The following is a 26436-nucleotide window of genomic DNA, read 5'->3' as shown; positions in this document are numbered from 1 at the left end:
TACCTCAAACAAGTTCAAGGGAAACGAGTTCCCGACGGAAAAATTCGCGGTCAATTTCGCCCGCCTCGCGTTCAAAATTCCGAGCAGCCATGTGACCCGAATATACTGCGTCCGCGATCAAGCCGGGGTTTGCTGCATCTCCGATCAATTCCAGCGTAGTCAGCGGGTTGTTGGCCAAGCTGCGCAGCTCATCGTAGAGGTTGGTTTCGCGCGCGCGCTGCGTCACCAACACAACTGAACCACATTCTTTGGTCTGTTCTTGCCCCGTGTACGCACATCGCACGGTCGCCTGCCCCGGCGCCACGTTGTCCAATGTATGAGACAGGACCAGTTGAACGCCGCCCTCCAGAAGACTGCGTTGTACTCGAGTTTGTTCCAGCGTTAGTTCAGTAAACGGCGAAACCATTGAAGCCGGGGTTACAAAGACGACCTCATGTCCAGCCCGAGCCAGATGATCCGCCAATACACCACCGAGATATGCCTGTTCATCATCGTAGACCAAAACCGGACCGCTCCCCGGCAGTGTCCCTGACATGATGTCATCCGGCGTAAATACCTGAGCGCCGGCGCTTATTGATACGCCGTGAAATCCAGATTTCCCGCGCCCGTCTCGTCGCCATTTTGCGCCAGTTGCGACAAAGACGTTCGGAATAGCCAGCTCGACAACCTCGGTTGCTGACAACAGGCTGTCGGTGAACAGTTGAACGTTCCCTCTTTGCCGAAGGTCATAAATCCTGTGATCTGTGACGCGTTTCCAAGCGGACAGCCCGGTCAGACCAGACTCCTGCAAGACACGGCCGCCAAGCTCTTGCTTGGCTTCCGCCAGAGTTACCTCGTATCCCCGCCGCGCCAATTGCATGGCGCATTCAAGTCCGGCTGGTCCGCTGCCCACAACGAGCGCAGTTTTCTCTTTCCCCCGACGCTCAATGAACTCTGGATGCCATTTCCGCCGCCACTCTTCGCCCATGGTCGGGTTTTGTGTGCAGCGTATGGGGACACCGAGAGAGTCGGATGAAACACAGATATTGCAACCGATGCACTCACGGATTTCTTCGATGCGACCTTCCTTGATTTTGTTGGGCAGAAACGGATCAGCGATGGATGGCCTCGCCGCGCCGATAAAATCAAGAATGCCTTTCCTGACCAGTGACGCCATCAAATCCGGCGACGTAAGACGCCCGACGCCAACAACAGGTTTGGAAGTCACCTGTTTCACGAATTCGATATATGAGGTTTGAAAGCCGTCGCGGGGCTCGAACCGGGTCGTTGCAGAGTCGTTGCTCCAATCTGCCACGTTAACATCCCAAAGGTCAGGAAGCTCGGCCAGCAACTCGACTACAGCACGGCCTTCTTCCTGCGCTTGCATGCCGTCTGCCCCGAGCATTTCGTCAACCGCAAATCGCAGGGCAATGGCGCAATCGTCTCCAACCTCTTCCTTGGTTTCTTCAAGAAGCTCGCGGGTTAGCCGCACCCGGTTCTCCAGTGAACCTCCATACTCATCCGTTCGATCATTGAACTGTGGCAGCAGGAAATGATGAGGCAAGGTCATGTGATGCCCGGCATATACATACACGATGTCGAACCCGGCTTCGCGCGAACGGCGAGCCGCTGCGCGATGCCACTTGCGAAATTCGCGAATGTCCGCCTTATCCATCGCCCTGGCTTGCTTGGGATAAGCAGTTTGCAAGGCAAGTTCTGAAGGCGCCAGCAAAGGGGCCCGGCTCAGATGATTTTGCGCGTGGTGACCGTTATGCGCCAATTCAATAGCCGCCAAAGACCCCTTTCCATGCACCGCCTCGGTCATCAGGCGCAGCGCCGGGATATCCCGCTCATCCCAAAGTCGGTTTTCGGCAAACGGGGACAGGTCAGAAGTCGGGTGAATTTCCGTCTCCTGGTTGGAGACGACGGCCCAACCACCCTCGGCCTTCATTGCCCGCATGGCAGCCTCGGCCTGCGGTCGCAAGTGCCCCATGCCGTTGCAGTGGGGCACTTGGTAGAACCGGTTTCGAGCCGTCACTGGCCCAATTTGAACCGGTTCAAAGAGTACAGAATATCCGTCAGCGCCTGACATTGCCGCGCTTCCTCCAAGAAAATCGGAAATAGTTTCGTGGGAATGGAAGGGTTTCTACATCCCCACCATTCCCGGCTGTGTTGTAAGAGCGCCCTTAGAAGCCCGCTTTGATGCGCTCGAATTCCTTCAACATCTTGGCCTCCAACTCAGGGTTAACGGCGTCAAAGAACAGGCTGCCTTCAAAGAAGCTGTCCACATCAGAGAACCCGTAAGTTTCGATCAACTCCGGGTCTGCCTGTGCAAAAGCGTCTTCATTGGCGTGGGCGTATCCCCAGCTTTCAATAATGTACTTCCCACTTGCCGCGGAGCTGAGCGCGTTCAGCATGTCATAGACCTGCTCATCCGACTGCTTCGCAGATTTCAGATGTACATAACCGCAGACCCAGGTCGCGATGCCTTTGTCCACATCGCGCATCATGACCGCTGGGGTTTCGTTCCAGATCAGGTTCAGTTCCGATTGGTTCCATCCCCAACCCAGCGTAACCTCACCGCTGGCAATTGCCTGATCCAGTTGGCCGGCATCAGACCAATAAAAGCGCACGTTCGGATGAACCGCGCGCAGATAGTCCGCCGCTTTTTGGAATTCCTCGTCACTCATATCGGTATAGCTGGACGCTCCAGTCGCCAAGGCTGCCATTGCAAAGGCACTGGAAGCGGCGTCCGGAATGGCGACTTTGCCCTGATAGGCGGGATCTGCAAGCAATTGCAGCGAAACATCATCTGCCGAAATCATATCGGTGCGATAGATCAGGCCAGTGTTGCCCCACTCAAACGGCACCATGTAGGTCTGCCCATCGATCGTGATGCCATCGACCTCTTTGATCTTGGGCATCAACTTGTCCCAATTCTCCAGCTTGCTGGTGTCGATTGGCTTGATCAAATCTGCCGCCACCCATTTCCTCAGAGCATCTGTGCAAGGGTGAGCCAAATCGGCTTCAAACCCGGACTGAAGCTTGGTGAACGCTTCTTCCACGCTGCCAAAATAGGTGTAGCTGGGCGCCCCACCGTACTTTTCGACATAATCGCCGTAGAAACCCTGATCCTCATATCCGGACCAGTCAAAAACGGTCAGGTCAGCGGCGTTCGCCAGAGCTTGGCCCGCGGTAAAGGTGGCGACTACGGCTGCCGTAAGTGATGCTGTTTTAATCATTGTTCTCCTCCCAAAGATTCACGCTTACCCAAATCAATCACCGAGGCGCTTTGAACGCCAAGCCAGACGGTATCGCCGCGCGTGTGGTCGACCGTGTGAAAGTAGTTTGGTACTGCGACGGCGATGCTGTCTTTCAGACCGTCGACGCGCACATAGTAGTGGACACTCTCACCATAAAAGGCGACGTCCGAAACCTCGCCCTGAACAAGAGCATCGTAGCCATCCGGTTTTTCCGAGCTGATTTCCAGTTGCTCAGGCCGAACCCCGACTAGGAGTTCCTTGTCATGCACCTGGACGTTGGGGTTCACCCCGATTTCCATCTTTCCAAAGCCCTTGACGTTGACTTCGAGCGTTTCAGAATTCTCCGAAGTCACTTCGGCATCCAGAAAGTTCATTCCACCGATGAAAGAAGCCACTTCCCGGTTGCAGGGTTGGGAATACAGGACCTCTGGCTTATCCACCTGCTTGAGCTGCCCGGCGAACATGACGCCGATGCGGTCGGACATGGTCATCGCCTCGTACTGGTCATGCGTGACCATGACGAAAGTAATTCCAAGCTTCTGTTGAAGGCGTCGCATCTCCAACTGCATCGTTTCGCGCAGGTTTTTGTCCAACGCAGACAACGGTTCATCCAATAGCAATACCTTGGGCCGCATAACGAGTGCCCGGGCGAGTGCCACACGTTGCCGCTGACCTCCCGACAATTCGTTGGCTTTTCGGTCCTGCAGGCCGCCAAGCTCGACCATTTCAAGCGCCTCGGCAACACGCTCTTTGATTTCCCTCCGAGACAGCTTTGTCTTGCGCAATCCGAAGCCAACATTGTCGCCAACGTTCAGGTGCGGAAAGATCGCATAACTTTGGAACACCATATTTGTAGGGCGCTTATTGGCAGGCACCTCTCCCATCGTTCGACCATCGATCCGGATCTCGCCTTCTTCGTGATCCTGAAAGCCCGCGATGATGCGCAAAGCCGTTGTCTTGCCGCAGCCTGAAGGGCCAAGCAACGAAAAGAACTCACCTTCTTTCAAGGTCAGGTTCAGATCGGACACAGCCACAAAGGAACCAAAGCGTTTTTCTACGCCCCGAATTTCGATGATGTTCTGTTCGCTCATCTTACTTGTTTCCTTTGGCTTCAATCTGAGGACTGGATGGAACGGCGGCGGAAATATTCGGCAATCAACAGCAGCAGGACCGATGACAGTAAAAGCAGCGACCCCAGTGCCAACGTGTTGGGCAGTTTTGCCGGGAAGCGGATCTGGCTCCAGATATAAACCGGCAGTGTTGGGCTGTTTCCGGATAGGAAAAAGGCCAAGACGAACTCGTCAAACGACACTGTAAAGGTGACCAACAGGCTGGCAATGATACCCGGCGCGACGATTGGCAGGGTAACACGTCGAAACGTTCCAACAACGCTTTCACCAAGATCGAACGCGGCCTCCTCCAAAGACTGGTCGAAATCGTCAAACGCAGACTTCATGATCGACACGGAAAAGGGCAGCGCCACAAACACATGCCCAAGGATCACGGTGGTCAGCGATGGTTTCAGCCCGATGCTGATAAACAGAACCAGCATTGAACTGGCAACGATGATGCCGGGAATGACCAGTGGAAGCATGACCAGTCCCTCGGACAACTCACGCCCAGTGAAGCGATAACGGACATAGGCGCGAGCTGCAAAGAGACCCAGAGAAGTTGCCATCACGGCGGTCACGCTGCCGACGATCAGCGAATTCACCATGGCTTGCAATAGCGTGTCTTGCTGACCCAACTGCGCGTACCATTTCAACGTGAAACCTTTGAGCGGGAACGCCACGATGGTTCCGTCATTGAACGAAAACAGCGGCAACAGCAAAACCGGCAGATAGAGAAACACCAGGTAGGCAATCGCGTAAACCAGCAACCATGAGATGCGAAATACCCTGGTCATCTGATCCTCCGACCCAATGCGGTGACGACCACCACGAACAGGATCGCAACGCAGCCGACCGAAAGCATGGCGAGAAGAGACAAGGTTGCACCCAATGGCCAGTTGTTGGCGGCGCCAAACTGCACCTGGATCAAGTTCGCGACCATTTTACCCTGAGATCCACCGACCAAGGCCGGAGTGACGTAATCGCCGACGGTTGGGATGAAAATGATCAGGCAGGCCGCGATGATCCCCGGCACCGTCAGAGGCAGTGTCACACGTACAAAGCGCTCCAACTTACTGCAGCCAAGGTCTGTTGCGGCCTCCAAAAGGCTGCGGTCAATCTTTTGTAGCGATACATAGATCGGCAGGATGGCAAAAGGTGCCCAGGCGTGGGCGAGCGTAAGGACCACCGCAAACTCATTGTAGAGAAGAAATGTCAGTGGTTCTTGTATCAAACCCAATGAAATCAGCGCCGAGTTCAACACCCCGTTGAAACCAAGAATGAGTTTCCAACTGAACACGCGCAGAAGGTAGCTGCTCCAAAAAGGAATAGTGATCAGCAACAGCCAGAGGGTCTTTTTTTGCGTACGAAAAGCAATGAAGTAGGCAATCGGATAGGCCAGACAAACCGTTGCCAATGTCACCGCACCCGCAATTGCAACCGAACGGATCATTAGGTGTCGAACCAAGGGGTCAGTAAACGCCTCTTGGTAGTTCGCCCAAGTCAATGTCCGGTCAATCTGGACATATGTCTGGGTCCAAAAACTGTAGGCGACAAGAATACAGAGCGGTACGGCTACAAGCAGCCCCACGTAGAGCGTCGCAGGCGCGCTAAGTGCCAGGCCCTTGCCCGTCTCACTTCGTAGTACTCCTGCCATGCTTCCCTGCTGAATGTCGTTTTCGATGCTGCGACAACAGTCGATCACAAAATGGACAATCGTCCATTTAAATCTGGGATTTTTGCACTAGTTGTGTCAACTGATTATTTCAACATCGGGGCTGGCCGACTTCGCATCGGCCACTAGACGCCACCGCAAGAGACTGAAAACAAATAGAGCCGCCTAATCATATGACTGGAAGACGACAAGAAATACGCGAACGAAATCGCCTTTCTCTGATCGAGGCCGTACTCGACTCGGTGGCAGAGAAAGGGATTTCCGAGACCTCAGTCAGCGAAATCATCCAACGCGCCAATCTGTCCCGCGGAATGATTCATCTTCATTTTGGTGGTAAGGACAACTTGGTCGACGAAGCCGCCCGCTATTCATCCGAACAATACTACAACGGCATTTATGACTTGTTGAAAGCGACCGGGCAAACCGGACAGGAACATATTGAGATGATTGTTCGGGGCGACTTGAGTGAAACCATCCTCAACAAGAAAAACGTCTCCATTTGGTACGCATTTCGAGGCGAGGCTCGAAACAGAGCAGCAATCGCTGCGTTTTCAGATACCCGCGACGCCAAGCTTCGGAACTTGGTTTTCAACGCTTTCGCTCGAATTGCAAAAGAAACTGGGACGGAACACCCTAATCAAGTTGCCAGGGACGCCACACACGGCACACTCGCAATGCTCGAAGGCATGTGGACTGACTACCTACTCCACCCGGATTCATTTGACCGCGACGAAGCAATGAGAATTGTCTTCCGGTTTCTGCGTGCAATGTTCCCAAAGCACTTTGACCTGAATGGCGCAGTGTTGTCTGAGTAGAGATCGCGAAAGGTTTCCTGTCTGGCTATTGTAGAGGTGGGCAATCCCATCTTTCAGTCAACATCATGGAAGCAGAGAGATGAATGGACCGCGGCGGATTTAAGTAAACTTTGCACGCTTCGGAAAAGCTGCCTCAGTCTGCATATCGCGCTTTCTCTGATCGAGGCAGAACGGCACAGCGCACGGTACTACCCACAGAAACCCGTGGCAAGAAAACAGTGGCGAAAGTCGGGAATGGGTGGCGGTGCTGTCAGACGAAGTCGAACCAGTCTCAGTTTACCGCGGGAACCACGAACCTATCCGGAACAAAGTTGACTCCACTCGCAACGACCGGCGAGGCGGATCAGCCTGAAGGGGCTTGGGCTGGTTAGCGATCTTTCCTAGTTGAAGTGGTCAAATACAGAGGATTTGAAGACGGCGAATTTCTGTAGATTTCGCATGTGTTTGAAACGCTGTAACGCGAGGTCGAGTCGTACAAACGGCAGGTGGGAGTTCTCGAGGCGGTCATTGAGCCACCTGCCCGTTTGCCGTTTGTTAAAAGCGCCCAACCCAATTGCCTTAGTGCAGCCTTTTAGCATGCGAAGCGACCAGTGACGAAAGTTTTTGTGGGCAGGCGCTGGAGCAAGACGATATTTTACTCGGGAACGGCCCGACCAAAGTAGGCAACAAGGGGTTCGGCCTAGATCATTCGGACCACTGCAACGACCTTGTTTTGTTGGCCACACTCTCTGACGTGGAAAGGGGGTTAGCAAAATGCGACGTGCCGCATAACTCAGGCGGCACTTTGGCTGAATTGGAGTATCTCAAGGCCATGCAACGCCGGACAAAGTCTCCAAAAACATAATGAGATCAGCGATCTCCTGCTCGGACAAGCTCAGTTCTGAGAGTATGGCCTCACCGTCGGCATGCAGCCTTTCGGTATCAAGCTCGCTGTAGTGCCGGACCACCGCGTCCAAGTCGATCAAACTGCCGTCGTGCATATAGGGCGGAGTTTCAACCACACCCCGCAAACTTGGCGTACGAAAAGTCCCAAAATCAGAATGACGCCTATGCACACTGCGAACCGCCCACGCACCTTGCTTGGCGGGATCGTCGTTCCATTCCCCGTCCAGTGTGTAGACGCTTGAAAATAGGAAGTTCAACCCGCCGAACCGTCCTTCATCGACTTCGGTTTCGCTTAGGAAGTAAGGCACACCGGCGTCGTGAAATTCATTGTTGGAAAATGCCGGGCCATTGTGGCAAAGGGCACATTTCCCGCGCCCCAGAAAGAGCTTTAGACCTCTCTGAGCAGCTTCGGGATAGTTCGCAGCCGCCAACAGATCTCCGCGTTCCAGCGCATCGCGGAAACTGTCAAATTGTGTCCGCTCGGTTCTAAGCGTCTCCAAATAGGCTGATAGAGACTTGGCCGTGTTGACCAGGACCAACTCCGGGTCTTGACTTCGGATATTGCCGAAAATGGACTCAAAATCAGCAACATAAGAACTCTCGGAAATTGCCGCCTTTAGACTTTCGCTGCTGTGAGCCATCTCTTGTTCTTCGATGATCGGATGCAAACTTGCTGCCCAGAGACTATCGCTCTTGCCACCCCAACCGTACCAGCGCAGACTCGCAAGGTTTCTCAGGGATGGGGTGTTCCGATCCAACCTGACACGGCCGAGCGCCCGCGCCTCGGTTGTTGTAAATGCCTGTTCGGGGTCGTGACAACTCGCACAAGAAAAAGCGCCGTCTACCGACAGCACCGGATCGTTGAACAAAGCCGCGCCGAGCGATATAGCTCTTGAGTCACCTGAAACGCGATTGCTGGGGTCTGGCTTGTATGTTGGCGGCCACGGCCCGAAGGAAAGCGTTTGCTGTATTTCCTCTTCGGACAATAGAATTTCTGAGTGTACAGCAACCGGAAGCGCCATTAGCGCGGTTAAAGCCCAGAACTTCATTTGAGCGTGATCTCTGACGTGTAGGACAGCGATCGCCCTCCGATATGAACGTCAGCCTGCAGCTCCCAGAGTCCCGGCATGTGAAACAGCAAATCATCGACCCGGAACATTCCATCGCCCAATGCCGAAACTTCGGGAACGTAATTCAAACCGTGCTGATGAGCGGGCATGATTGCATCAACACGCACCTCATGTGCTGTTGCTTCACTGCAGACTGAAATCAGAACGGAAAACGGTTGGGCCAACGGAATTTCGCTGACAGCCAAATAAACCGCAGGCGCATCTGGGGCTTCCGACCCCATGCGTTGCCCCACAGCGTCACAAGCAATTGCTGCGCCCGATGAAGCAAGAAGCCATATAACCCAGCGGATCATTCTGATGCCAGCAAACGTTCAGCGTTGGCATAGGCGATGTTGTCTGCGATCCGTTCCGGCAGCAGATCCAGCCATTCACGCGAAAAATCTGCGTGCGGGCCAACGTAGTACCAACGTTCCGGCGCAAATGTGTCCGTGCCAACCATGAACCGATCGGGATGCACCTCGAACGCGGCCTTCCAATCCGGGTCTAAACGGCCGCGTGAAACCATATCCGACCGAAAAGCCAAGTCCGCCCAAAGCCTGGGATAAGTGTCCAAAGCGTCAGACACGCTGGCCGGGTCGTCAAAGCCAGAATGCGCCCACAAAACCCGCGCCTCTGGCCAAGTCTCGAAGATCAGGTCAACTGCCTCTCGATCACCGTGGTGGTGTAGAATGAGGTTCCGCTCTTTGGCCAGTGCAATCATACGCTGGATGACCGGCGTTTTGATATCTTCGCCGTAAGCGTGAAACTCGCCGATAGCTTCGTAGTCGTTTTTGGCCAGGTTTTCTTCCAGATAATCAATTACAGTTTCATCGTGCATCCAGGTGTTGATTTCACCGCGACGACGGTACGGGCGCAACGCTGGAACGACGATGTCCGGTGCCGCGTCCAACAACAGCTGAGTGCCATTGTCGTCCGAGCTGGAAACTAGCGCTTTCCGCACGCCCGCATCCCGAAGGATTTTAGCCACCTGTTCTGGTGGCACCAGTTCGACGGCGTCGTGGCTGTAATGAATATGCGTGTCGAAGATGGGGCGCTCTTGTGCGATGGCGGCACTGCAAAACAGCGCAGCGCCCAAAATGAAGATACGTTTCAGCACCTCAAGCCTCCTATCTATCAATCAGTCCTTGGCAAGCGTCACGTCGAAATTCACATGCAAGAAAGGTTCATGGATCTTACCAGAAAGCTCCATGCCATCAGGAAATTCAGAAGCCGGGCGTTCAACATATGTCATCACCAGATCGTCGCGCACGCCAAACACCGTGTCTTCATCCAGATAGGGATCATCGTCGGGAAATATCTCGGTCACCAAAGTGCGATAACCGGGAGCTTTGACGATGTAATGCAGGTGCGACGGTCGCCAGGGATGGCGACCACATGCTCGCAGAATGTCTCCGACTGGCCCATCAGATGGCACCGTATATTCAACTGGTTTGACTGTGGTAAAAGCGTAACGGCCATCTGAGCCGACCGTCATCAGACCATGGAATGAAAAGGTGTCTTGCTCTTCGTCCTGGCTTGCGTAAAGGCCGTTTGGCGCCGTTTGCCAGATATCCAGCTCTGCACCGGCAATCGGGTTGCCTTCGGTATCCCGGATCACGCCTTCAGCAAGAAGGACCGGCCCGCCGTAATGACGTTTCATATCGCCACCGATCGGCAGCGGGGGTGCGCCAGAGACGTGAAACGGCCCCAACACAGACGAACTAGTCGCGTCAGGGCTGGAGTGCAGCATGTCAACCAATGACGAAAGGCCCAACACGTCCGAGGCGAGCACGAATTCATGCCTATCCTCGGTTTCCACCGCGGCGCAGCCTTCCAGAAACGCAATCCCGGCCCGCCACTCGTCATGAGTCAGGTTGGTTTCCCGGGCGAAATCGTGCAGGTGTTTGACCAGGGAGCCCATGATTTCGCGCATCCGTGGATCGGAGTCTTTGGACAGGTACCCCATGAAGACGTCAGTGATATTGTCTTTGGTGACAGAGCGCATCTTGGCCTCCTTAAATCAGGGCAAGGCTGAGGGTCGGGAACTCGATCAGAATGAACAGAACGATCAGCATCACGAACGCAAAGGGAAGTGCGCCCATGAACACGTCTTTGAGTGATATGCGGTCATCGTTGATCGTAGATTTGATAACGAAGCAGGATATGCCCAAAGGCGGTGTCAAAAGCCCGATTTCGGCTCCGACCACGGTGATAATGCCGAACCAGATCAGCGACATATCCAGCGCCTCGGCCATGGGCAGGAACAGCGGAACAACGATCAGAATGATCGACGCCGTGTCGAGCAATGTTCCCAGAAACAGCATCAACAGAACATAGAGCAGCATGATCGACCAAAAGGACGCGGAATTCCCTGCAAGCAAGTCCTGAAGTTGATTGGGCAACCCCGCCAGTCCCAGCATTCGGCTGTATATTGAAGCCGCCGTAATCAGGAACAGGATCGCCGCCGTGATGTGCCCGGTTTCCAGCAACGCGTCCCAGAAAGCGCGTGGAGACATCGATTTGCGGGCAACCGCTATGATTAGCGCAACGAAAGCCCCGGCGGCCCCTGCTTCTACTGCCGTCAACCAACCCGTGTAGATACCACCAAGCACGATGGTAATGATGAACAGTGTCGGCAGTGTCTTGGAGGCGATCTCGCGTCCTGACATCCACTCGGTGTTTTCAACAACACGACCACCGACGAAAGCTGGGGTGAAGCGCCCCATGACCCAAATCGCGCCGACATAAGCGATTGCCAGCATAATCCCTGGAATGACCCCCGCCAGGAACATGTCCCCAACGGATTGTTCGGCCACGAAGGAATAGATGATCAGCATTGCCGACGGCGGGATGATCATCCCCAAGACCGAAGACCCGGCTACAACCCCAACCGCAAAACGTGGATTATATGCCTGCGCCATCATCTGCGGGACCGAGACTTTGGTGAACACTGATGCGGACGCAATGGACGACCCGGTAACGGCCGCAAACACGGCATTTGCTCCGACGGTCGCCATTCCGATACCGCCTTTGACCTTGCGAAATCGCATGGTCATGACCTCGTAAATATCCCTGCCTAGTCCCGCTTTTGAAACGATGAGCCCCATAAAGGTAAACAAAGGGATTGTCGCGAAACTATACTCCATCGCGCTATCGCCAACCGCCACTTTCAACAGGTTGAGCGCAAGCGTGAAGTTGTCCCGCATCAGCCAGATCGACACGAACGAGACCACGCCCAGAGCGATAGGAATGTAAACGCCCGCGTAAATCAGAAAGACGATGGCGATGACCGAGATCAGGCCAATCTCGATCGGGGTCATTCTGCAGCCTCGTCATGCTCTGGGGTGCGGACAAGTTGCGGGCGGTCCTGCGCCGTGACGACCTTGAGCAGGAAGATCACGCAGGCAAGCGCAGTACCGCACGCGATGACCAGTTTGACCGGCCACCAAGGCAATGTGAAAAGACCGGGCACTCCGAAGTAGTCCTGTGTTTCCCACATGTGAAGAAATTCTGGAAAGGTTACATAGGCGATCAAGGCCATGAAGATTGCCGAAATGGCGTTGATGATGCGCCTCAGGTTGGCTGTCAGAACGGGGCGACGATGGTGTAGCAGGTTCAAAAACCCGTCCGAGCGCGTCAATCGATCCACTCTGACCACATCGGCCAGTTGCAGGAACACGATCATCACGACCGAGAATTGCACCATCTCGTAGGTTCCGCGCAGTGGGGCCGAAAACAGGCCCCGCGCAATGACGTCAACATTCAGAATGACCACCAACGCTAGGACGACAAGCGTACCCAATGCGTTGGCGGCGATTGCAAGCGAATTGGCGACCCGCGACAAGCCAGCAACTGCGGTCTTCAGCATGAAAGGCCCCTTTCGTGGATCGCCAGCCAGTTATTTGGCCGTCCAGTCACGAACTCCGGTGAAACCCGCGTCCTGCAGCTTGCCGAGGTAAGCGGCCAAAATCGCGTCGCCTTGTTCTCCGTTTTCATTCAGGGTGGCTGCCCATTCCTGTGCAACATTTGGCATAGCGTTCGCCCAAGCCGCTCGTTCTTCGTCCGAAACTTCGACAATCGTTCCGCCGGCTTCGGTATAGGCATCCCTTGAGGCCGCGGCGCGGCCCATAGCGATACCGGCCACATGATCACGGTAGTCGATGGCGACGGCCTTAAGAACGTCTTTGACTTCGTCCGGCAACTTTGCCCAATAGTCAGAATTCACAGTTATCGTCTTGGAATTCACCGCACCCAAATCAGCTTTGAGCATGTAAGGAGCTACTTCGGCGATCTTGAATGTTTTGGCAGCCTCGGGCCAAAGCATCGCACAATCGACCAGGCCAGTTTGAAGCATATTGTAGAAATCGGTCAGGCCACCACGTACCCCTGCTGCGTCTTTGATGCCTTCAAGATATCTGAGATTCAGTCCAGCTCCGGCCACTTTGCGGCCTTCCAGATCTGAAACAGCCGAAACCGGCTCTGTACAGAAAACCTGATAGGTATCGAGCACCACACCTGTTGCGAGGTAAACTTGGTTCTGCGCGGCAAACTCATTTTGCATCGCCGGGAACTCACGCGCGATTTCATCCACGGCTTTGGCCACAGCACGGGCGTCGGATGCAACGAAGGGCGTCGACCCCGAGATACCCTGACTGGGTAGCTTTGAAGAATGGAAGATCGTTGTGACGATCCCAATATCTCCAAGGCCAAGTTGGACACCTTCCAAAACACCCTTCGGCTTGACGATCGAACCGCCATAGTTCTCTTGCCAGCTCATCTTGTAGTTACCGGACTCAGCCAGCCGCTTGTCCACTTCTGGAATGAAGAAATTGGTGAATTCCTTCACCCAAAGGGCCCGATCTGGGTACCCATCAATCACAACGGCTGAAATGGTCTCTTCCGCCATAGCAGGCATCGCCATGACGCTTGCCACAGCAGCCGCAACAAGGCTGCGTTTGGTCCAGTTTTTCATTTCTCTCCTCCCAGAAAGTCGGGTCTGTTGACTTTTAGCTGCTTGTTTTGACCCAGTTGACGGTCAGGTCAGTGCCTGCCGCTTCGAACAGCTTTGCGATGGCACAGTATTTGGCCGTTTCCTCACCCACGCGTGTCAGCTCCTCCTGACTGGCGGGCGTTTCACAATTCACGGTGAGTTCAATTTCCGGAAACGGAACATCGATCTCTTCTTCCATTAGGACACCACGGCGATCCAACCTGCATTTCGCGTCTATCGTCACTGTGCCAAGATCAACTCCCAAACGGTGCGCATTCTTGTGCCCGATGACGTTGGTGCAGGCGATCAGCGCTGCCATTGCGGTTTCGGTCGGAGACGGGCCAAGATTTGTTCCGCCCCGTTCGACCGGTTCGTCTACGACAACATCTAAATCACGAATGGGAATCTCGGTCCGCGCGTGCGTCGGGCATTGAGCTGTCGTGCGGTACGTGACGACAGGTTTCACTTTCATGGCCACTGGGTCACCTCCTCATGCATAAGAGCAAACCTTTTCGAATGGGAAGCGAGGCAGCTTGTGAAACAGTCCCGTTTCATCTGCGTAGCCCAGATTGCACAAAAAGTTCGACTTGAGCGTTGTTCCTGCAAAGAACTCCTCGTCGACGATCTTGTTCGAAAAGCCGGACATCGCGCCGACATCCAACCCGACAGCTCGGGCGGCGATCATGAAATAAGCGCCCTGAAGCGTTCCGTTGCGAAAAGCTGTATCGGCCACATATTCGGGATTGTTCTCAAACAATGGCCGTCGGTCTTCGTGCGGGAAAAGAAAAGGCAATTCCTTCCAGAAGTCCATGTCATAGGCAATGATAGCCGTAACCGGCGCATCCATCATTTTTGGAACGTTCTTTGGCTTCAACGACTTGGCAAGCCGCTCTTTTCCTTCGGCACTTTTCACGAAAACGAAGCGGGCGGGCAGCGTATTCATGCTGGTCGCGCCGTTGATCGTGATGTCGTAAATCTCTTCGAGCAGATCGTCAGAAACTGGCTGGTCGGTCCAGGCATAGTGAGACCTGGACTCGCGAAGGATTAAGGCAATTGCATCGTCGGACAAACGCGGAATGCGCTCGCGCAGATCACGATGATCTTGCTGCGCCTTGGCGCGAAGTGCTTCCAGCTCTGCCCCGGTTGGTGCGGTCATGCAGCGGCCACCTTGGACTTGGCGTCTTTTTCGTCAATGACTGGGCTGGCGCAAATTCCAATGCCTTCAATCTCGACCTCAACGGTTTCGCCGGGCTTCAACCAACGGGGGTTGGGCTTTTTGGCGTGTCCCACACCAGGCGGCGTGCCCAGCGCAATCAGATCCCCCGGCTCCAAAGTGGTATATTCCGAAATCGTCGCAATTACCTGCCGGACACCCCAAATCATATTGGCCGTATTCGAGCTTTGCAGGATTTCATCGCCCACACGGCTTTCGATCTTCAGACCTGATGCCCCTTCCGGCAACTCATCCGGCGTCACGGTGAAAGGACCGATCGCGCCCGTGTCATCAAAGTTTTTGCCGGGCGTCCACTGAACGGTTTTGCGCTGATAGTCCCGCAGCGAACCATCGTTGAATACAGTGTAGCCAAAGACATAATCCAGCGCGTCCTGCTCCGAGATATGGCGGCCGCGTTTTCCAACGATCAGCATAAGCTCGGCTTCGTAGTCGAGTTTTTCCGAACACGCAGGCCGCACCATAGGCTGGCCCGCCGCCATGATCGAGTTCTTACCGCGCATGAACAGCGTTGGATATTCGGGGATGTCGTAGCCGCCCTCTTTGATGTGATCCGTATAGTTCAAACCCATACAAATGATCGTGCCGGGTGACGCCACGGGCAACGCCGGTGTGACTGAGGATAACGGCACACTATCTGCCGAGGTGATTTTTTCAACCAGCGAGTCGGCCAGGCCAGGCTTGCTGATCAAACCCATCAAGTCGGAACCGACGGCAGGGTCCAAAGCCGTTAGATTCACTGCGTTTTCACCGTTCACGGCAAAAACCGCTGTGCCTTCCGAAGTCTCTCCCACCAGGTATTTCATTGTCACCTTCCATGTTAGCTTGCTTGATTTTTGCCGACTATTTTGCAATATGTCAAATAATATCGATTTTCTTGGAGGCCGCGAATGGTTGCTTGGGCAGACTACAAATCAGAAGCAAAAAGCCGCGGTGCGCTTGCGTTGGAGCTTTACGTCGCGCTGAGCACGCCAGCCAAAGCGCCCGAAGATGTAAAAGCTTCATTGCCAGATCACCTGGCGTATCAGGCGCAGCTTGAACATTCGGGGCAACTGGCTTTTGCAGGCCCCATGTCGGATGAAACCGGCGAGCATATGCAGGGGATTGGCCTCATCATCTATAGGGCCGACAGTCTCGAAGCCGCCCGAAAGCTGGCAGAAGATGACCCGATGCACAAAAGCGGGGCACGCAGCTTTGTAATGCGGCGATGGTTGGTAAACGAGGGCTCGCTGAACATCACAATCAGGCTATCGACTGGAACGAGCACGCTCAGTTAAGAGCTCCGAGTAGACTGCACCACGAAGAAGGGAATGCCAGACATGGATGCCATGCTTGATACCGAGGGCAAAGAGACATCCGCCACTCATGGTGCGTATCGAAAGCTGCGCGAAATGATCCTGACTGGCGAGCTGCCGCCAGGCCAAAAGCTCAAGATTGAACAGCTCCGCGGGCTCCTGGAGACCGGCGCAAGCCCGGTTCGCGAAGCTCTAAGCCTTTTGACATCGGATATGTTGGTGGAACGAATTGACCAGCGCGGTTTCAGGGCTGCACCAGTAAGCAAATGCAACTTCGAGGAAATCCTTATGTTGCGATGCAATCTTGAAGAAACCGCGTTGCGCAAGTCCATCGCCAATGCAAACTCAGCCTGGGAAGACAGGCTTGTTTTGCGGCACCACCATATGAAAAAGGCGAGCCAAAAAGGGGCACTCGACTTTGAAGACGCACACAAGGCGTTTCACATGGCCTTGTTGGACAATGCGAAGCTTCCTTTACTCTTGCGGTATTGCTCGCAGCTCTACGACCTGAACATCCGCTATCGATATCTGGCGGCTGGCGGGTCGAGTTACAAAAAACGTGATATCAACGCAGAACATCAGGAAATACTGGACGCAGCACTGGATCGCGATGCAGAAAGCGCAACGCGGCATTTGATCGATCATTACCGTCGAACTGGTGAGTATCTGAGCAGTCAGATGGATTCGTGAAATGCAGCGGAACTGGTTTCTGGGCGATTTGCTTAATCAGCTGTTCGACCGCCCCGGCAAAAAGCGGGGCAAGGATGACAAGCGATCCATCTCGGAGCTATGTGAAGCACTCTTGTCTGCGGAAGGTGAAGTATCAGGTTTCGCACTCGCATCAACGATACTGGATCGATACCAGACCTTGGACGACCCGGAAAAACTGGACTTCTTCGCTTATTTGAATGATCAGCTTGAGTTAGACGCGGATCAACTGTCTGAGACGGCGCGTCGTTATGCCGAGTGTAGAAGTGTCGATCTGTACAAAAGGCTTAGCGAGGCGGCCGAACCCAAACGGCAAGAATTGCTGCGCCGTCTGAATCAACCCTCCGGCGCGACGCAAGAGCTTGTGGCAATGCGCGTTGACCTGTTGCGTTTTCTCAAATCGAACCCCGAACTCAAGCGCACAGATGTAGATTTCGTGCATTTACTGCGAAGCTGGTTCAACCGGGGTTTTCTGGTCCTCAAACAAATCAGTTGGGATACACCAGCCCGCGTTCTGGACAAGATCGTCGCGTATGAGGCCGTCCATCAGATTCATGATCTGGACGACTTGCGGCGCCGGCTTTTACCGCCCGACCGTCGCTGTTTTGCATTTTTTCATCCCTCAATGCCGGATGAACCGCTGATTTTTGTCGAAGTTGCTTTGACGACTGAAATTCCGAACGCGATTGATGTGCTTTTGTCCGAAGTTCGAGAACCGATCGAACCAGAACAGGCCAAAATCGCCGCATTCTACTCAATTTCAAACTGCCAAAGGGGGCTAACGGGAATCAGCTTTGGAAACCTGCTGATCAAACAGGTTGTGACCGAACTTTCGCGAGAGCTTCCGGGCCTCGACACATTTGTGACCTTGTCTCCGATACCCGGTATGAACCGGTGGTTAGCTGGCGAAACAGGACATTCCGAGCATGGCCATGCTGCCGAAGCCGTAATTGCGGGAACAGCCCCTCCGCAGGACGTGCGGGCGATGGCCGCCCGATACCTGTTACACGCCAAGCGCGAAGATGGGATGCCGCTGGACCCAGTGGCCCGCTTTCATCTGGGCAATGGAGCCGAGCTTCACGAACTGCATGCCGGGGCCGATCCGTCACAGAACGGACGATCCCAATCCGGCGGCGCAATGGTCAATTACCTCTACGACTTAAAAAAGACTGAACGTCACCACGAAGAATTTGTGACGCACGCCACAATCGAAACCTCGCGTTCCGTGCGCGCGGCTTCAACCGCAGTACTTGCGCCCAGACCAGAGGAAAATCCAGCGTGACTAACACACTTTATGACAGCTTGTTTGCCCACCACGCGGGAAACGAGGCTCCGTTCCTGCTACTCGATGACGGAAAAGTAGTGTCATATGACGCGTTTCTGAAACGCGCTGCGCAGATCGCGCATGTTTTGCAGAAAAGTGGAGTTTCTCCTGGCGACCGCATCGTTGTGCAGGCCCCAAAGTTGGCCGATACGGTTGCACTCTATGCTGCTTCAGTTCAGGCAGGTGCTGTCTATTTGCCGCTAAACACTGCTTACACAATGGCAGAATTGGACTACTTCGCATCTGACGCCCAGCCTGCGGTGATCGTCTGCGACGACAACGACGAAGCTGAGATCAAAACATTGGCGGATCGGTATGGCGCAAGGCTGCTTACCCTTGGCGGTGAAATATCAAGCTTAAGCCGCCAAGCTGACGCGCAGCCCCGCGAGTTTGAAACCGTTGATCGCGCCCCGGACGACCTTGCGGCTTTGCTTTATACGTCGGGAACCACGGGTCGCTCTAAGGGCGCAATGTTGAGCCACCAGAACCTTTTGACCAATGCACAAGCTCTCGCGGATTTGTGGGGTATGACAAACAACGATCGCTTGGTTCACGCGCTGCCGATCTTTCACACGCACGGGCTTTTCGTGGCGATGAACACGTCACTAGTCGCCGGGTCCGAGGTTCGGCTGATGGAAAAATTCGACATTGGAATGATCTTGGAGGAATTACCGCATTCAACCCTTCTAATGGGCGTCCCAACTTTCTACACTCGATTGCTGGCAGATGACGGTTTCACCAAAGAGACGGCGGCGAACATGCGGTTGTTCGTGTCGGGCTCTGCCCCATTGCTGGCCGAAACCCATCAGGCGTTCGAAGCGCGCACAGGCCACCGCATCCTGGAGCGCTACGGTATGACCGAGACAAACATGAACACCTCGAACCCTTATACTGGCGAACGTCGCGCAGGAACTGTTGGCATGGCATTGCCCGGCATCGAGGTGATCGTCACTGATCCTGAAACCGGTGAGCAACTGCCCAGAGGGGCGGTTGGAATGATCGAGATACGCGGCCCTAATGTTTTCCAAGGCTATTGGCAGATGCCCGAAAAAACCGCTGCAGAACTTCGCGAGAATGGGTTCTTTATCACCGGGGATCTGGGCAAATACAGCGAGGATGGCTACCTGTCGATTGTAGGTCGTTCAAAAGACCTCATCATTACTGGCGGTTACAACGTCTACCCCAAGGAAATCGAAGACGTTTTAAACGACATCGATGGCGTACTGGAGTCGGCAGTCTTTGGCGTCCCTGACAACGACTTCGGGGAAGAGATCATTGCCGCTCTGGTTGCTGAGCCAGGCGTAGAACTCGACACGGATCAGATTGCATCAATCATCAGGGAAAGGCTGTCGCGCTTCAAACATCCGCGTCGCTACGAACTCGTCCAAGAGTTGCCACGAAACACCATGGGAAAAGTCCAAAAGAACGTTCTGCGCGATCAGCACACGAAGAAGGAACCCGCTACGGCAATATCTTAGCCGACCTGCCTAGAACTTCGAACAAACCATAACCCTTTGAACTGATAGTATCCCACGGATTGAATCGCCACCTCATCAGGAGATTGACCATGACTCGCATGACAGCAAAAGACTTCGATCAGGAACTGCTGGATCTGTACGACTATTATGCGCACGGAAAGATCACCAAACGCCAATTTCTGGACCGCGCCGGAAAATTCGCGGTTGGCGGCTTAACGGCTGCCGCGTTATTGAACATGCTCAGCCCGAACTATGCGCTGGCACAGCAGGTGTCGTTCAACGATCCCGATATCCACGCAGACTACATAACCTACCCCTCTCCGAACGGAACGGGTGATGTCCGAGGCTACCTTGTTCGTCCCGCTGTTGTGGAAGAACCCCTGCCCGGGGTGCTCGTGATACACGAAAACCGCGGTCTGAATCCCTACATCGAAGATGTGGCGCGACGCTTGGCGAAAGCAGGCTTTATGGCACTGGCTCCTGACGGCCTAACGTCGGTTGGCGGATACCCCGGCAACGACGCAGATGGGCGCGAGTTGCAGAAGACAGTCGACCGGGTCGAGCTGATGAATGACTTCTTCAATGGCTTCGAATACCTGTTGAACCGGGAAGACTGTACTGGGAAAGTTGGCGCTGTAGGTTTCTGCTATGGCGGTGGTGTGGTCAGCGCAATTGCCGTGGCCTACCCCGAATTGGCAGCCGGCGTGCCATTCTACGGCCGCCAACCGGCCTCCGAGGATGTGGCTAGAATTCAGGCACCGCTACTGATTCAGATGGGAGAGCTTGATGAACGCATCAACGCAGGTTGGCCGGAGTTCGAAGCTGCGCTGCAATCCAACAATAAGGTTTACGAGGCCTACATCTACGAGAATGCCAACCACGGCTTTCATAACGACAGTACGCCTCGGTATGACGAGGAAATGGCAAACTTGGCCTGGGACCGCACCATTGATTGGTTTGACACCTACCTAAAGTCCTGAACTGAGTTCGCGGAATGGCGAAGCGACGGCAAAAAATCTGTCGTCGCTTCGGTGTTCAAAAACTTCGAGAGAGCGTCATCAAACAAACTCAAAGCATTCTCGGCCAGCCCCAAATAGCTGCCTTTTTGCTGCACCAAGCTCGCGCCATTCGCCGAGGGTAGCGTTGCATGTCAGCTTCAAGGTGTCTCGATTGGTAAGAGATTGCTAAAGGTTGAAGTGATTTTAGAGGACGGAGTGAACGGCCGCGAGCTTTTGCAATTTTGCATCCGACTTACTGGCTGCATAGTAATTCGAGAACGGTTGTTTTGGTCCGTGACCCGGTCATACCGGATCGCAATCTCGCTGCGTTCTGCCTGAACGTCCGCATTTTCCTCTGTCATGCAGCGGGTGATTTTCGCCGATGCGGTGGGTAATCTTGCTGCGAGCGCTCGCTGCGTAAACTCTTCACTTCCACGGAGGGCTCGATGCGGTCACTCGCTCTACCGCCACAATTATCCGATTTGCGGACTTTTTCCGTCACTGGCCCGCGTGAACTACTGAGCCGCTTGTGACCCATCCGTCGGATACGCACAGTGTGCGGTTCACAATTGAATTAAGTTATTCCCCAACATTGGGATAAATGAACCCGTTCACCGGGTAGAAGCTGCCATACCGGCCCGGATGACTTTCAACTCGGACCAATGTCCAATCATTGTTTTTGGATACATCCTTGACGCCCATCTTCAATGATACCTTGTTGCGGTGCCAGTTGGCGTGGTTCACGATGACTTCTCTGTCAGTGACGACATCGGATACGACAGCCACGTGACCAAGCGGCATCCCTCGGGTTGCTCGAAATGACATGACCGCACCAACAACCGGTTCATTGCCTCGCTCAAAAGTATTGCGCGCCTTGCCCCACCAGTCCTTGGCGTTTCCGCGAATTTCGATACCGCTGAGGTTACGTGCGTAGGGTACGCACCATACCCTTTGCCCTCGAGCTTGTTTTTGAGAGACCTCGCGCAACGCCATGGCCTGACGTTCTGGATCGAGATCCGCGCCGCTTGGGGCCTGAGCGCAGGCAGAAACAAGAGCAAAAAGCCCCATCGCAAACGCAGCGCGAGCAGTACCGTGCAGGCACGGCCGTTTCGTATTCGCTTTGCTGTTGCTGTTCTTCAAGACATTACATTGACGGTTTGAGGGGTCGGATAGTTTTAAGGCGATCTAATGGGTAATGAAAAGAGCCCAGCCGGATCCCCGGCAGAAATTTGCCAGTTGATATTCATCCTCGAAAGGACGAGCGCGAAACTTTGCAAAGTCAACTTTCTGCGCACAGCCTCCGTCGGTCGATCGCGCAGCATCGGTCACTTGGGGCTCACATCCTCTGTTCGCTGCGTCTTCACTGAGTGACTACTTTGCGGACGAAGTGGCTAGCCTCGGACAACTTCTGAATTAGTCCGAAACATCCATCGAGTAGAAATAGGTCGCACAAATAGTCTGGTCATCAACGCTTGTAGGCGCTGCCGCACCCGTAAACATCGCGATGCCGAGATAGTCGAACCCAGAACTTTCTTCGTTCCAGGCCGCCATAAATGTGATTGGCTGGTCTCCACAAAGCGTGTTTCCCTGACGCAACGGTCCGACGTCACCTGATACCCGGAATACCTGAGCAATAGGCACGTCACCAGACACGCCCCAATTACCTGAACTCTTGGCGTCATGAACCTCGAGATCAAGAGAAGCGCCGGTCTCGAAGACTATCCGCTTGGTAGACAAGATTACTGGCCCGGTAATCGCCATTGCCGTTTCGCTGGAAGGATTGAAGGCCTTGGAATCCTCAAAGAGCGGTTGGGAAGATGCAGCACCCCCCATTACCCCCATAGTTATTTGCAGCATCAGGTTCGATCGACGCATTTGATTCTCCATTGTGCGAAGCGGGCTGACAACCTTAAACATGCTTTTGCTTTGTCGTCGAATGCAGCCGAGAGACCAAGCCAATCGTTGTCTATGCTGAGCACGCGATCAAGGTCTGAGGAGGGCTCGAACCTGACGTTCGTCTGAAAATCGTGAGCGTACGCGTGTGAGAATTTGCAAACCCATTGCAAGAGAAATGAGAGTTCGAAGACAAACCCAATGACATGAGCCTCCGGCTGTAACAAGATGGTGGCAGAGGTGTACGTTATGGCGGATGTTTTCGACCGCATTGCAGATTGGTTGCAGAAGCTGGCCTTTTTTGATGCCGACCTTGGCGGGCTAGTCGAGCAGCTAAGTCACAGGCTGATCGATGGTGGCGTGCCGGTTTCGCGTGTTTCCTTGGGCCGCCTGATGATGCACCCTGTAATTGGATTGCTCGACGCAACATGGGATGCTTCCAACCATCGAATTGAATGGACTGTTCTTCCACGAAGCTCGGTGACAACTGATCTCTTCGACAAAGCACCCTTCGGAGAGAACTCGAAATTGGCCAATGAGATAGCGAAACAGCACTTCAACAAGGAAGTCTGGGACTTGGCGGACGACCTTACGAACGGCTCGATAAAGTTTCCTTTCATGCGAGCAGATCTGACTGACGAAGCGACCCGTGACAGATTTCCGCTATTCCAAAAACTCGCTGAGGCAGGTGTCACCGACTACGTCGTATTCAGTGCACCATTCGGCAATCGTACCGTTGTATTTGACGGCAAGGTCGAGTGGGCTTTGGGGGCGTCAGTCTCTTTTGCTACAAAGCGTCGTTCTGGTTTCACAGACCGTGAGGTAGATGGTCTGTCGCGACTGTCTCTACCTTTGCTTGGTACAGCGCGTGTTCTGTCAGAGCAGTTCCTGGCAGCTGAGTTGATGGAGGTTTACTTGGGCAAGGTGTCCGGTCGATCTGTATTGAACGGTCAAATAGCCCGGGGAGATGTCAGCAAAATTGACTGCGCTCTATTGTTCAGTGACATACACGGGTCTACGGCTTTGAGCCAGCGCCTGTCACCGGAAAAATATGTCGCGACCGTCAACCAATTCTTCGACTGCGTCGGCGGGGCGGTACACGACCACGGCGGAGAGGTTCTGAAATTCGTTGGCGATGGGTTGCTTGCGATCTTTCCTTTTGATGGCCAACGAAGACTACCCGAAGACATGTGCGAAGCTGCCCTGTCGGCGGCGCGAGAAGCGTTCCAAAGGCATAAAGAGCTTGATCCATCAGACCGTGCTGAGTTTGGGATTGGTTTGCACACTGGCGCGGCTGTGTACGGGAATGTTGGCACTGAAAAGCGCTTGGATTTTACGGTAACCGGCACATCAGTTGCGATAGTCAGCAGGTTAGAGAGCTTGACGCGAAAACTGGATGCGCGGCTTTTGGCAACTGGCGACTTTGTCAGCTTGGTATCTGAAGAGCCGCATAAATTGGGGCGGCATTCATTGCGGAGTTTTGATGAAGACTTAGAGGTCTTTTCCTACGGAATTGTCACGTAAAGCTCAATTGCATAAGCCTTTTGCAAACATGCTTTGATGTGCGTTTTGAGGCGCGGGCACTAGAATGACAACGGTCTGCTTCGGGCTCGTAGCGGTTTTCCCGCAAGACTCAGTGTTTGGCTTCTCGGCAGACAGAAGCCGCAATTCCAATCATATCGGTAAAACTTGCTTCCAGACAGAAACGGAAATTCACCGAAGCATCCGGCAAAAAACGCGGAGATAACAGGGTCGCAGTCCAATTCATTGTTTCAACGTTGATCCTGGAGGCGCCGGATGTAGTCGCTGACGATCTCTTCCCAGAGTATCGGCCACCACAATACCCAATGACCTTTGTTGTAGCCAGGAACGGCCACGATATGAGTCTCACTATTGGCACCCATCGCTTCCATTGCGGTGAGGTTGGATAGGGAATGCTCGATGCTGTAGAACATGTCATCTTCCCCATAGATGGAAAGCACCGGCCCATCGAATGTTCCAATACGTCGAAAGAGCGTCGGATTGATTTGAGGATCACCGTAGCCCTCTGCTATCCATCCCCCAACGAAGTTGATCACACCAGCGGTGTTTCCCGGATCGTCGCCGGCCTGCATAAGGGCAACAATGCCCCCGCGCGAGAAACCAATCAGTAGAACCGATCCATCACTCACATCCGGTCGTTCCTGCAACGCATGCAGCGCTGCTTTTGCATCCATCAGCGCACGTTCCGCCCCTGCCAAAGATAGCCGGGCCTCCGTCGAATAGCCCTCGGTCCGATCTTCAGCAAAGCCCTCGTCATACAATCCGTCGGACCCACCCCGACCGCGGCGCTGTGGGAACGCAGCGATCCAACCGTGTGAGTTCAGAACGTCCGCAAGCCAGTCGTTGGAAAAGAACCGATCAAAAGCCTGCGGATCGGTTCCAGAGCCGGTTGAGCCGTGATGAACGAGAGCCAACGGGAAAGGCCCATCACCAGGCGGTCGATAGATTGCCACAGCAAGCTCGACTGTTGCGCCGTCCTCTCGGAGTTCCGTCGTAAGGAAGTCTCGCGTTCCAACCTCAAACCACTGGCGGGTCGCCGTCGCGAGGACTTCTGAGAGGGTTTGTCGCTCGAGTATTGCGACGCGGTCCTCGGTTGGATAGATGCCCCGCAGTCGCCCCGTACCCGAAATTGAATAGCGCGCCCCGAAGTCATTGTCGGTGAACACCAACGTGCTTCCGTCTAAACGTGCTTTGCTCCGGAACCAGTTTCCGCGGCCATGCTGGCCACGTCCGACCGAGTAAACAACATTGAACAACCCATCCTCATCTCGGCTTTCGACGACGAGGATATGACTTCTCCGAGAGTCCCATCTCCCCGTCCAAATTCCAAGAAAAGGAGAATCTGGCGTTACATCAATTGCAATGTCGGCAGGAAGCGGGGCGTCCCCGATAAGAACGGAGTCTTGCGCAAAAGACTGAGTGGCCAAGACAACGAGTGTTGCGATGGTGAGAGAAAAGCGCATGACGAATGCCCCGATGCTGTAAGTGATACGAGTTCGCCCTTTTTTAGCACAGTACACGGTGCGATTAGTGCAACTCATCGCTCTGGACTGCCAAGCCTGCTACTCACCATCTTGTGAAGTGTGGTTGGCTTTGCCATTGGTTCCCACTTGCACGCGTGAAAGCGGTCTTTTGCACACGCGATTTCTCAATGAAGCCCGTCCTGGCGTCGCAGCGTGGCGGGAAACTGGCCTTTCGATTGTCGTGCAGCCATTTTTAATATGTGAGGTCACAGGTTTTGGACTGAGCTGCCGTGACCGAAAATTTGACTAGTCGTCCAGATCTGAAACAAGGGACTTTAGTCGGAGGATTGCCCCCTTGCTTATGCGAGCACGATCAACTGTAAGAGAAAAGCCTTCATCTTCCTCGTGAATAATGCGGCTATCGCGGTCGGCACTTTCATAAATAGCGGTCGCAGCATACGTGCGAATGGGGTTTTGAAATCCCTTCACTCGAACAGGCTCTCGTTCCTCAACCGGAAGCCAGTCTTTTACCAAAGAATAGGATTCGGCAGCGAGTAAGTTACCTCCTGGAGGTGCTGTCAGACGAATTCGAACCAGTCTCAGTTTGCCGCGGAAACCGCGAACCTATCCGGAACAAAGCTGACGCCACTCGCTAAGAGCGGCGGCGCGGGTCAGCTTG

25 protein-coding genes and 1 pseudogene are annotated in these 26436 nt (G+C 54.1%); 7 read left to right on the top strand and 19 right to left on the bottom strand.

Features of this window, described 5'->3' with window-relative positions; genetic code table 11:
- Nucleotides 1-4: 4 nt before the first annotated feature.
- The 5 genes from ACR0JC_RS00130 to ACR0JC_RS00110 all read right to left on the bottom strand — a co-directional run bounded on the left by ACR0JC_RS00130 (nt 5) and on the right by ACR0JC_RS00110 (nt 6008).
- Nucleotides 5-2071: an oxidoreductase gene (locus tag ACR0JC_RS00130; protein ID WP_170339917.1), complete on the bottom strand. Its 2067-nt coding sequence runs from the start codon at nt 2069-2071 to the stop codon at nt 5-7.
- 94 nt (nt 2072-2165) lie between these two features.
- Nucleotides 2166-3221, bottom strand: coding sequence for an ABC transporter substrate-binding protein (locus ACR0JC_RS00125; RefSeq protein WP_170339920.1), 1056 nt, complete (start codon nt 3219-3221; stop codon nt 2166-2168).
- Nucleotides 3218-4333, bottom strand: a complete 1116-nt coding sequence (locus ACR0JC_RS00120; protein WP_170339922.1) for an ABC transporter ATP-binding protein — start codon at nt 4331-4333, stop codon at nt 3218-3220. Before ACR0JC_RS00120 ends, ACR0JC_RS00125 begins: the two co-directional genes overlap by 4 nt.
- A gap of 20 nt (nt 4334-4353) precedes the next feature.
- Nucleotides 4354-5148: an ABC transporter permease gene (locus ACR0JC_RS00115; protein ID WP_170339925.1), complete on the bottom strand. Its 795-nt coding sequence runs from the start codon at nt 5146-5148 to the stop codon at nt 4354-4356.
- Nucleotides 5145-6008, bottom strand: a complete 864-nt coding sequence (locus ACR0JC_RS00110) for an ABC transporter permease (RefSeq protein WP_170339927.1) — start codon at nt 6006-6008, stop codon at nt 5145-5147. Before ACR0JC_RS00110 ends, ACR0JC_RS00115 begins: the two co-directional genes overlap by 4 nt.
- 191 nt (nt 6009-6199) lie before the next feature.
- Between ACR0JC_RS00110 and ACR0JC_RS00105 the strand changes: the two genes are divergently transcribed.
- The gene (locus ACR0JC_RS00105) at nt 6200-6841 is read left to right on the top strand and encodes a TetR family transcriptional regulator C-terminal domain-containing protein (RefSeq protein ID WP_170339930.1); all 642 of its coding nucleotides are present in this window, start codon (nt 6200-6202) and stop codon (nt 6839-6841) included.
- A gap of 296 nt (nt 6842-7137) precedes the next feature.
- On the opposite strand, the pseudogene ACR0JC_RS00100 reads toward ACR0JC_RS00105, so the two are convergent.
- The 11 genes and pseudogenes from ACR0JC_RS00100 to ACR0JC_RS00050 form a co-directional block, all read right to left on the bottom strand.
- Nucleotides 7138-7389 (bottom strand): annotated as a pseudogene (locus tag ACR0JC_RS00100) (IS6 family transposase); the annotation flags it as partial.
- Nucleotides 7390-7644: 255 nt separating this feature from the next.
- Nucleotides 7645-8775, bottom strand: a complete 1131-nt coding sequence (locus ACR0JC_RS00095; RefSeq protein WP_170339932.1) for a cytochrome-c peroxidase — start codon at nt 8773-8775, stop codon at nt 7645-7647.
- On the bottom strand, nt 8772-9149 hold the full coding sequence (locus tag ACR0JC_RS00090; RefSeq protein ID WP_170339934.1) for a hypothetical protein: 378 nt from the start codon (nt 9147-9149) through the stop codon (nt 8772-8774). Before ACR0JC_RS00090 ends, ACR0JC_RS00095 begins: the two co-directional genes overlap by 4 nt.
- Nucleotides 9146-9952, bottom strand: a complete 807-nt coding sequence (locus tag ACR0JC_RS00085) for an amidohydrolase family protein (protein WP_170339937.1) — start codon at nt 9950-9952, stop codon at nt 9146-9148. The genes ACR0JC_RS00090 and ACR0JC_RS00085 overlap by 4 nt, the downstream gene beginning before the upstream one ends.
- A gap of 21 nt (nt 9953-9973) precedes the next feature.
- Nucleotides 9974-10840: a dioxygenase family protein gene (locus tag ACR0JC_RS00080; RefSeq protein ID WP_170339939.1), complete on the bottom strand. Its 867-nt coding sequence runs from the start codon at nt 10838-10840 to the stop codon at nt 9974-9976.
- 10 nt (nt 10841-10850) lie between these two features.
- Nucleotides 10851-12155, bottom strand: a complete 1305-nt coding sequence (locus ACR0JC_RS00075) for a TRAP transporter large permease (protein WP_170339941.1) — start codon at nt 12153-12155, stop codon at nt 10851-10853.
- Nucleotides 12152-12703 carry a TRAP transporter small permease subunit gene (locus ACR0JC_RS00070; RefSeq protein ID WP_170339943.1) on the bottom strand — a complete coding sequence of 184 codons (552 nt, stop codon included), beginning with the start codon at nt 12701-12703 and terminating at the stop codon, nt 12152-12154. Before ACR0JC_RS00070 ends, ACR0JC_RS00075 begins: the two co-directional genes overlap by 4 nt.
- A 30-nt stretch (nt 12704-12733) precedes the next feature.
- A complete protein-coding gene (locus tag ACR0JC_RS00065) occupies nt 12734-13807 on the bottom strand; it encodes a C4-dicarboxylate TRAP transporter substrate-binding protein (protein WP_170339945.1) in 1074 nt (357 codons plus the stop codon).
- A gap of 34 nt (nt 13808-13841) precedes the next feature.
- Nucleotides 13842-14297 (bottom strand): OsmC family protein, encoded by a 456-nt coding sequence (locus ACR0JC_RS00060; RefSeq protein ID WP_170339947.1) that lies wholly within the window; start codon nt 14295-14297, stop codon nt 13842-13844.
- Nucleotides 14298-14315: 18 nt separating this feature from the next.
- Entirely contained in the window at nt 14316-14981 is a 666-nt protein-coding gene (locus ACR0JC_RS00055; protein ID WP_170339949.1) for a malonic semialdehyde reductase, read from the bottom strand.
- Nucleotides 14978-15862, bottom strand: a complete 885-nt coding sequence (locus tag ACR0JC_RS00050; RefSeq protein ID WP_170339952.1) for a fumarylacetoacetate hydrolase family protein — start codon at nt 15860-15862, stop codon at nt 14978-14980. The genes ACR0JC_RS00055 and ACR0JC_RS00050 overlap by 4 nt, the downstream gene beginning before the upstream one ends.
- 84 nt (nt 15863-15946) lie before the next feature.
- On the opposite strand from ACR0JC_RS00050, the gene ACR0JC_RS00045 reads away from it, so the two are divergent.
- The 5 genes from ACR0JC_RS00045 (at nt 15947) to yghX (ending at nt 20841) form a co-directional block, all read left to right on the top strand.
- The gene (locus tag ACR0JC_RS00045) at nt 15947-16333 is read left to right on the top strand and encodes a YciI family protein (RefSeq protein WP_170339954.1); all 387 of its coding nucleotides are present in this window, start codon (nt 15947-15949) and stop codon (nt 16331-16333) included.
- Nucleotides 16334-16375: 42 nt separating this feature from the next.
- Nucleotides 16376-17041, top strand: a complete 666-nt coding sequence (locus tag ACR0JC_RS00040; RefSeq protein ID WP_170339956.1) for a GntR family transcriptional regulator — start codon at nt 16376-16378, stop codon at nt 17039-17041.
- 1 nt (nt 17042) lies between these two features.
- Complete coding sequence (locus ACR0JC_RS00035) at nt 17043-18341, top strand: malonyl-CoA decarboxylase domain-containing protein (protein WP_170339958.1); 1299 nt, start codon at nt 17043-17045, stop codon at nt 18339-18341.
- Nucleotides 18338-19861, top strand: a complete 1524-nt coding sequence (locus tag ACR0JC_RS00030; protein ID WP_170339960.1) for an AMP-binding protein — start codon at nt 18338-18340, stop codon at nt 19859-19861. The genes ACR0JC_RS00035 and ACR0JC_RS00030 overlap by 4 nt, the downstream gene beginning before the upstream one ends.
- Before the next feature lie 89 nt (nt 19862-19950).
- Entirely contained in the window at nt 19951-20841 is an 891-nt protein-coding gene (yghX, locus tag ACR0JC_RS00025) for a YghX family hydrolase (protein ID WP_170339962.1), read from the top strand.
- A gap of 597 nt (nt 20842-21438) precedes the next feature.
- Here yghX and ACR0JC_RS00020 read toward each other — a convergent pair.
- Together ACR0JC_RS00020 and ACR0JC_RS00015 are read right to left on the bottom strand one after the other, a co-directional pair.
- Nucleotides 21439-21927 carry a CHAP domain-containing protein gene (locus ACR0JC_RS00020; RefSeq protein WP_170340103.1) on the bottom strand — a complete coding sequence of 163 codons (489 nt, stop codon included), beginning with the start codon at nt 21925-21927 and terminating at the stop codon, nt 21439-21441.
- A gap of 345 nt (nt 21928-22272) precedes the next feature.
- Nucleotides 22273-22734, bottom strand: a complete 462-nt coding sequence (locus tag ACR0JC_RS00015) for a hypothetical protein (protein ID WP_480762863.1) — start codon at nt 22732-22734, stop codon at nt 22273-22275.
- Between the two features lie 267 nt (nt 22735-23001).
- On the opposite strand from ACR0JC_RS00015, the gene ACR0JC_RS00010 reads away from it, so the two are divergent.
- Complete coding sequence (locus ACR0JC_RS00010; protein WP_170339966.1) at nt 23002-24276, top strand: adenylate/guanylate cyclase domain-containing protein; 1275 nt, start codon at nt 23002-23004, stop codon at nt 24274-24276.
- 248 nt (nt 24277-24524) lie between these two features.
- Here the strand turns inward: ACR0JC_RS00010 and ACR0JC_RS00005 are convergent, their stop codons facing one another.
- Nucleotides 24525-25757 (bottom strand): alpha/beta hydrolase family protein, encoded by a 1233-nt coding sequence (locus ACR0JC_RS00005; RefSeq protein ID WP_170339968.1) that lies wholly within the window; start codon nt 25755-25757, stop codon nt 24525-24527.
- Nucleotides 25758-26436: the final 679 nt, after the last annotated feature.

Source organism: Ruegeria sp. CH5, from assembly GCF_056537025.1.
Note: the sequence above shows the minus strand (reverse complement) of the source record. Positions and strands in the feature narration are given on the sequence as shown.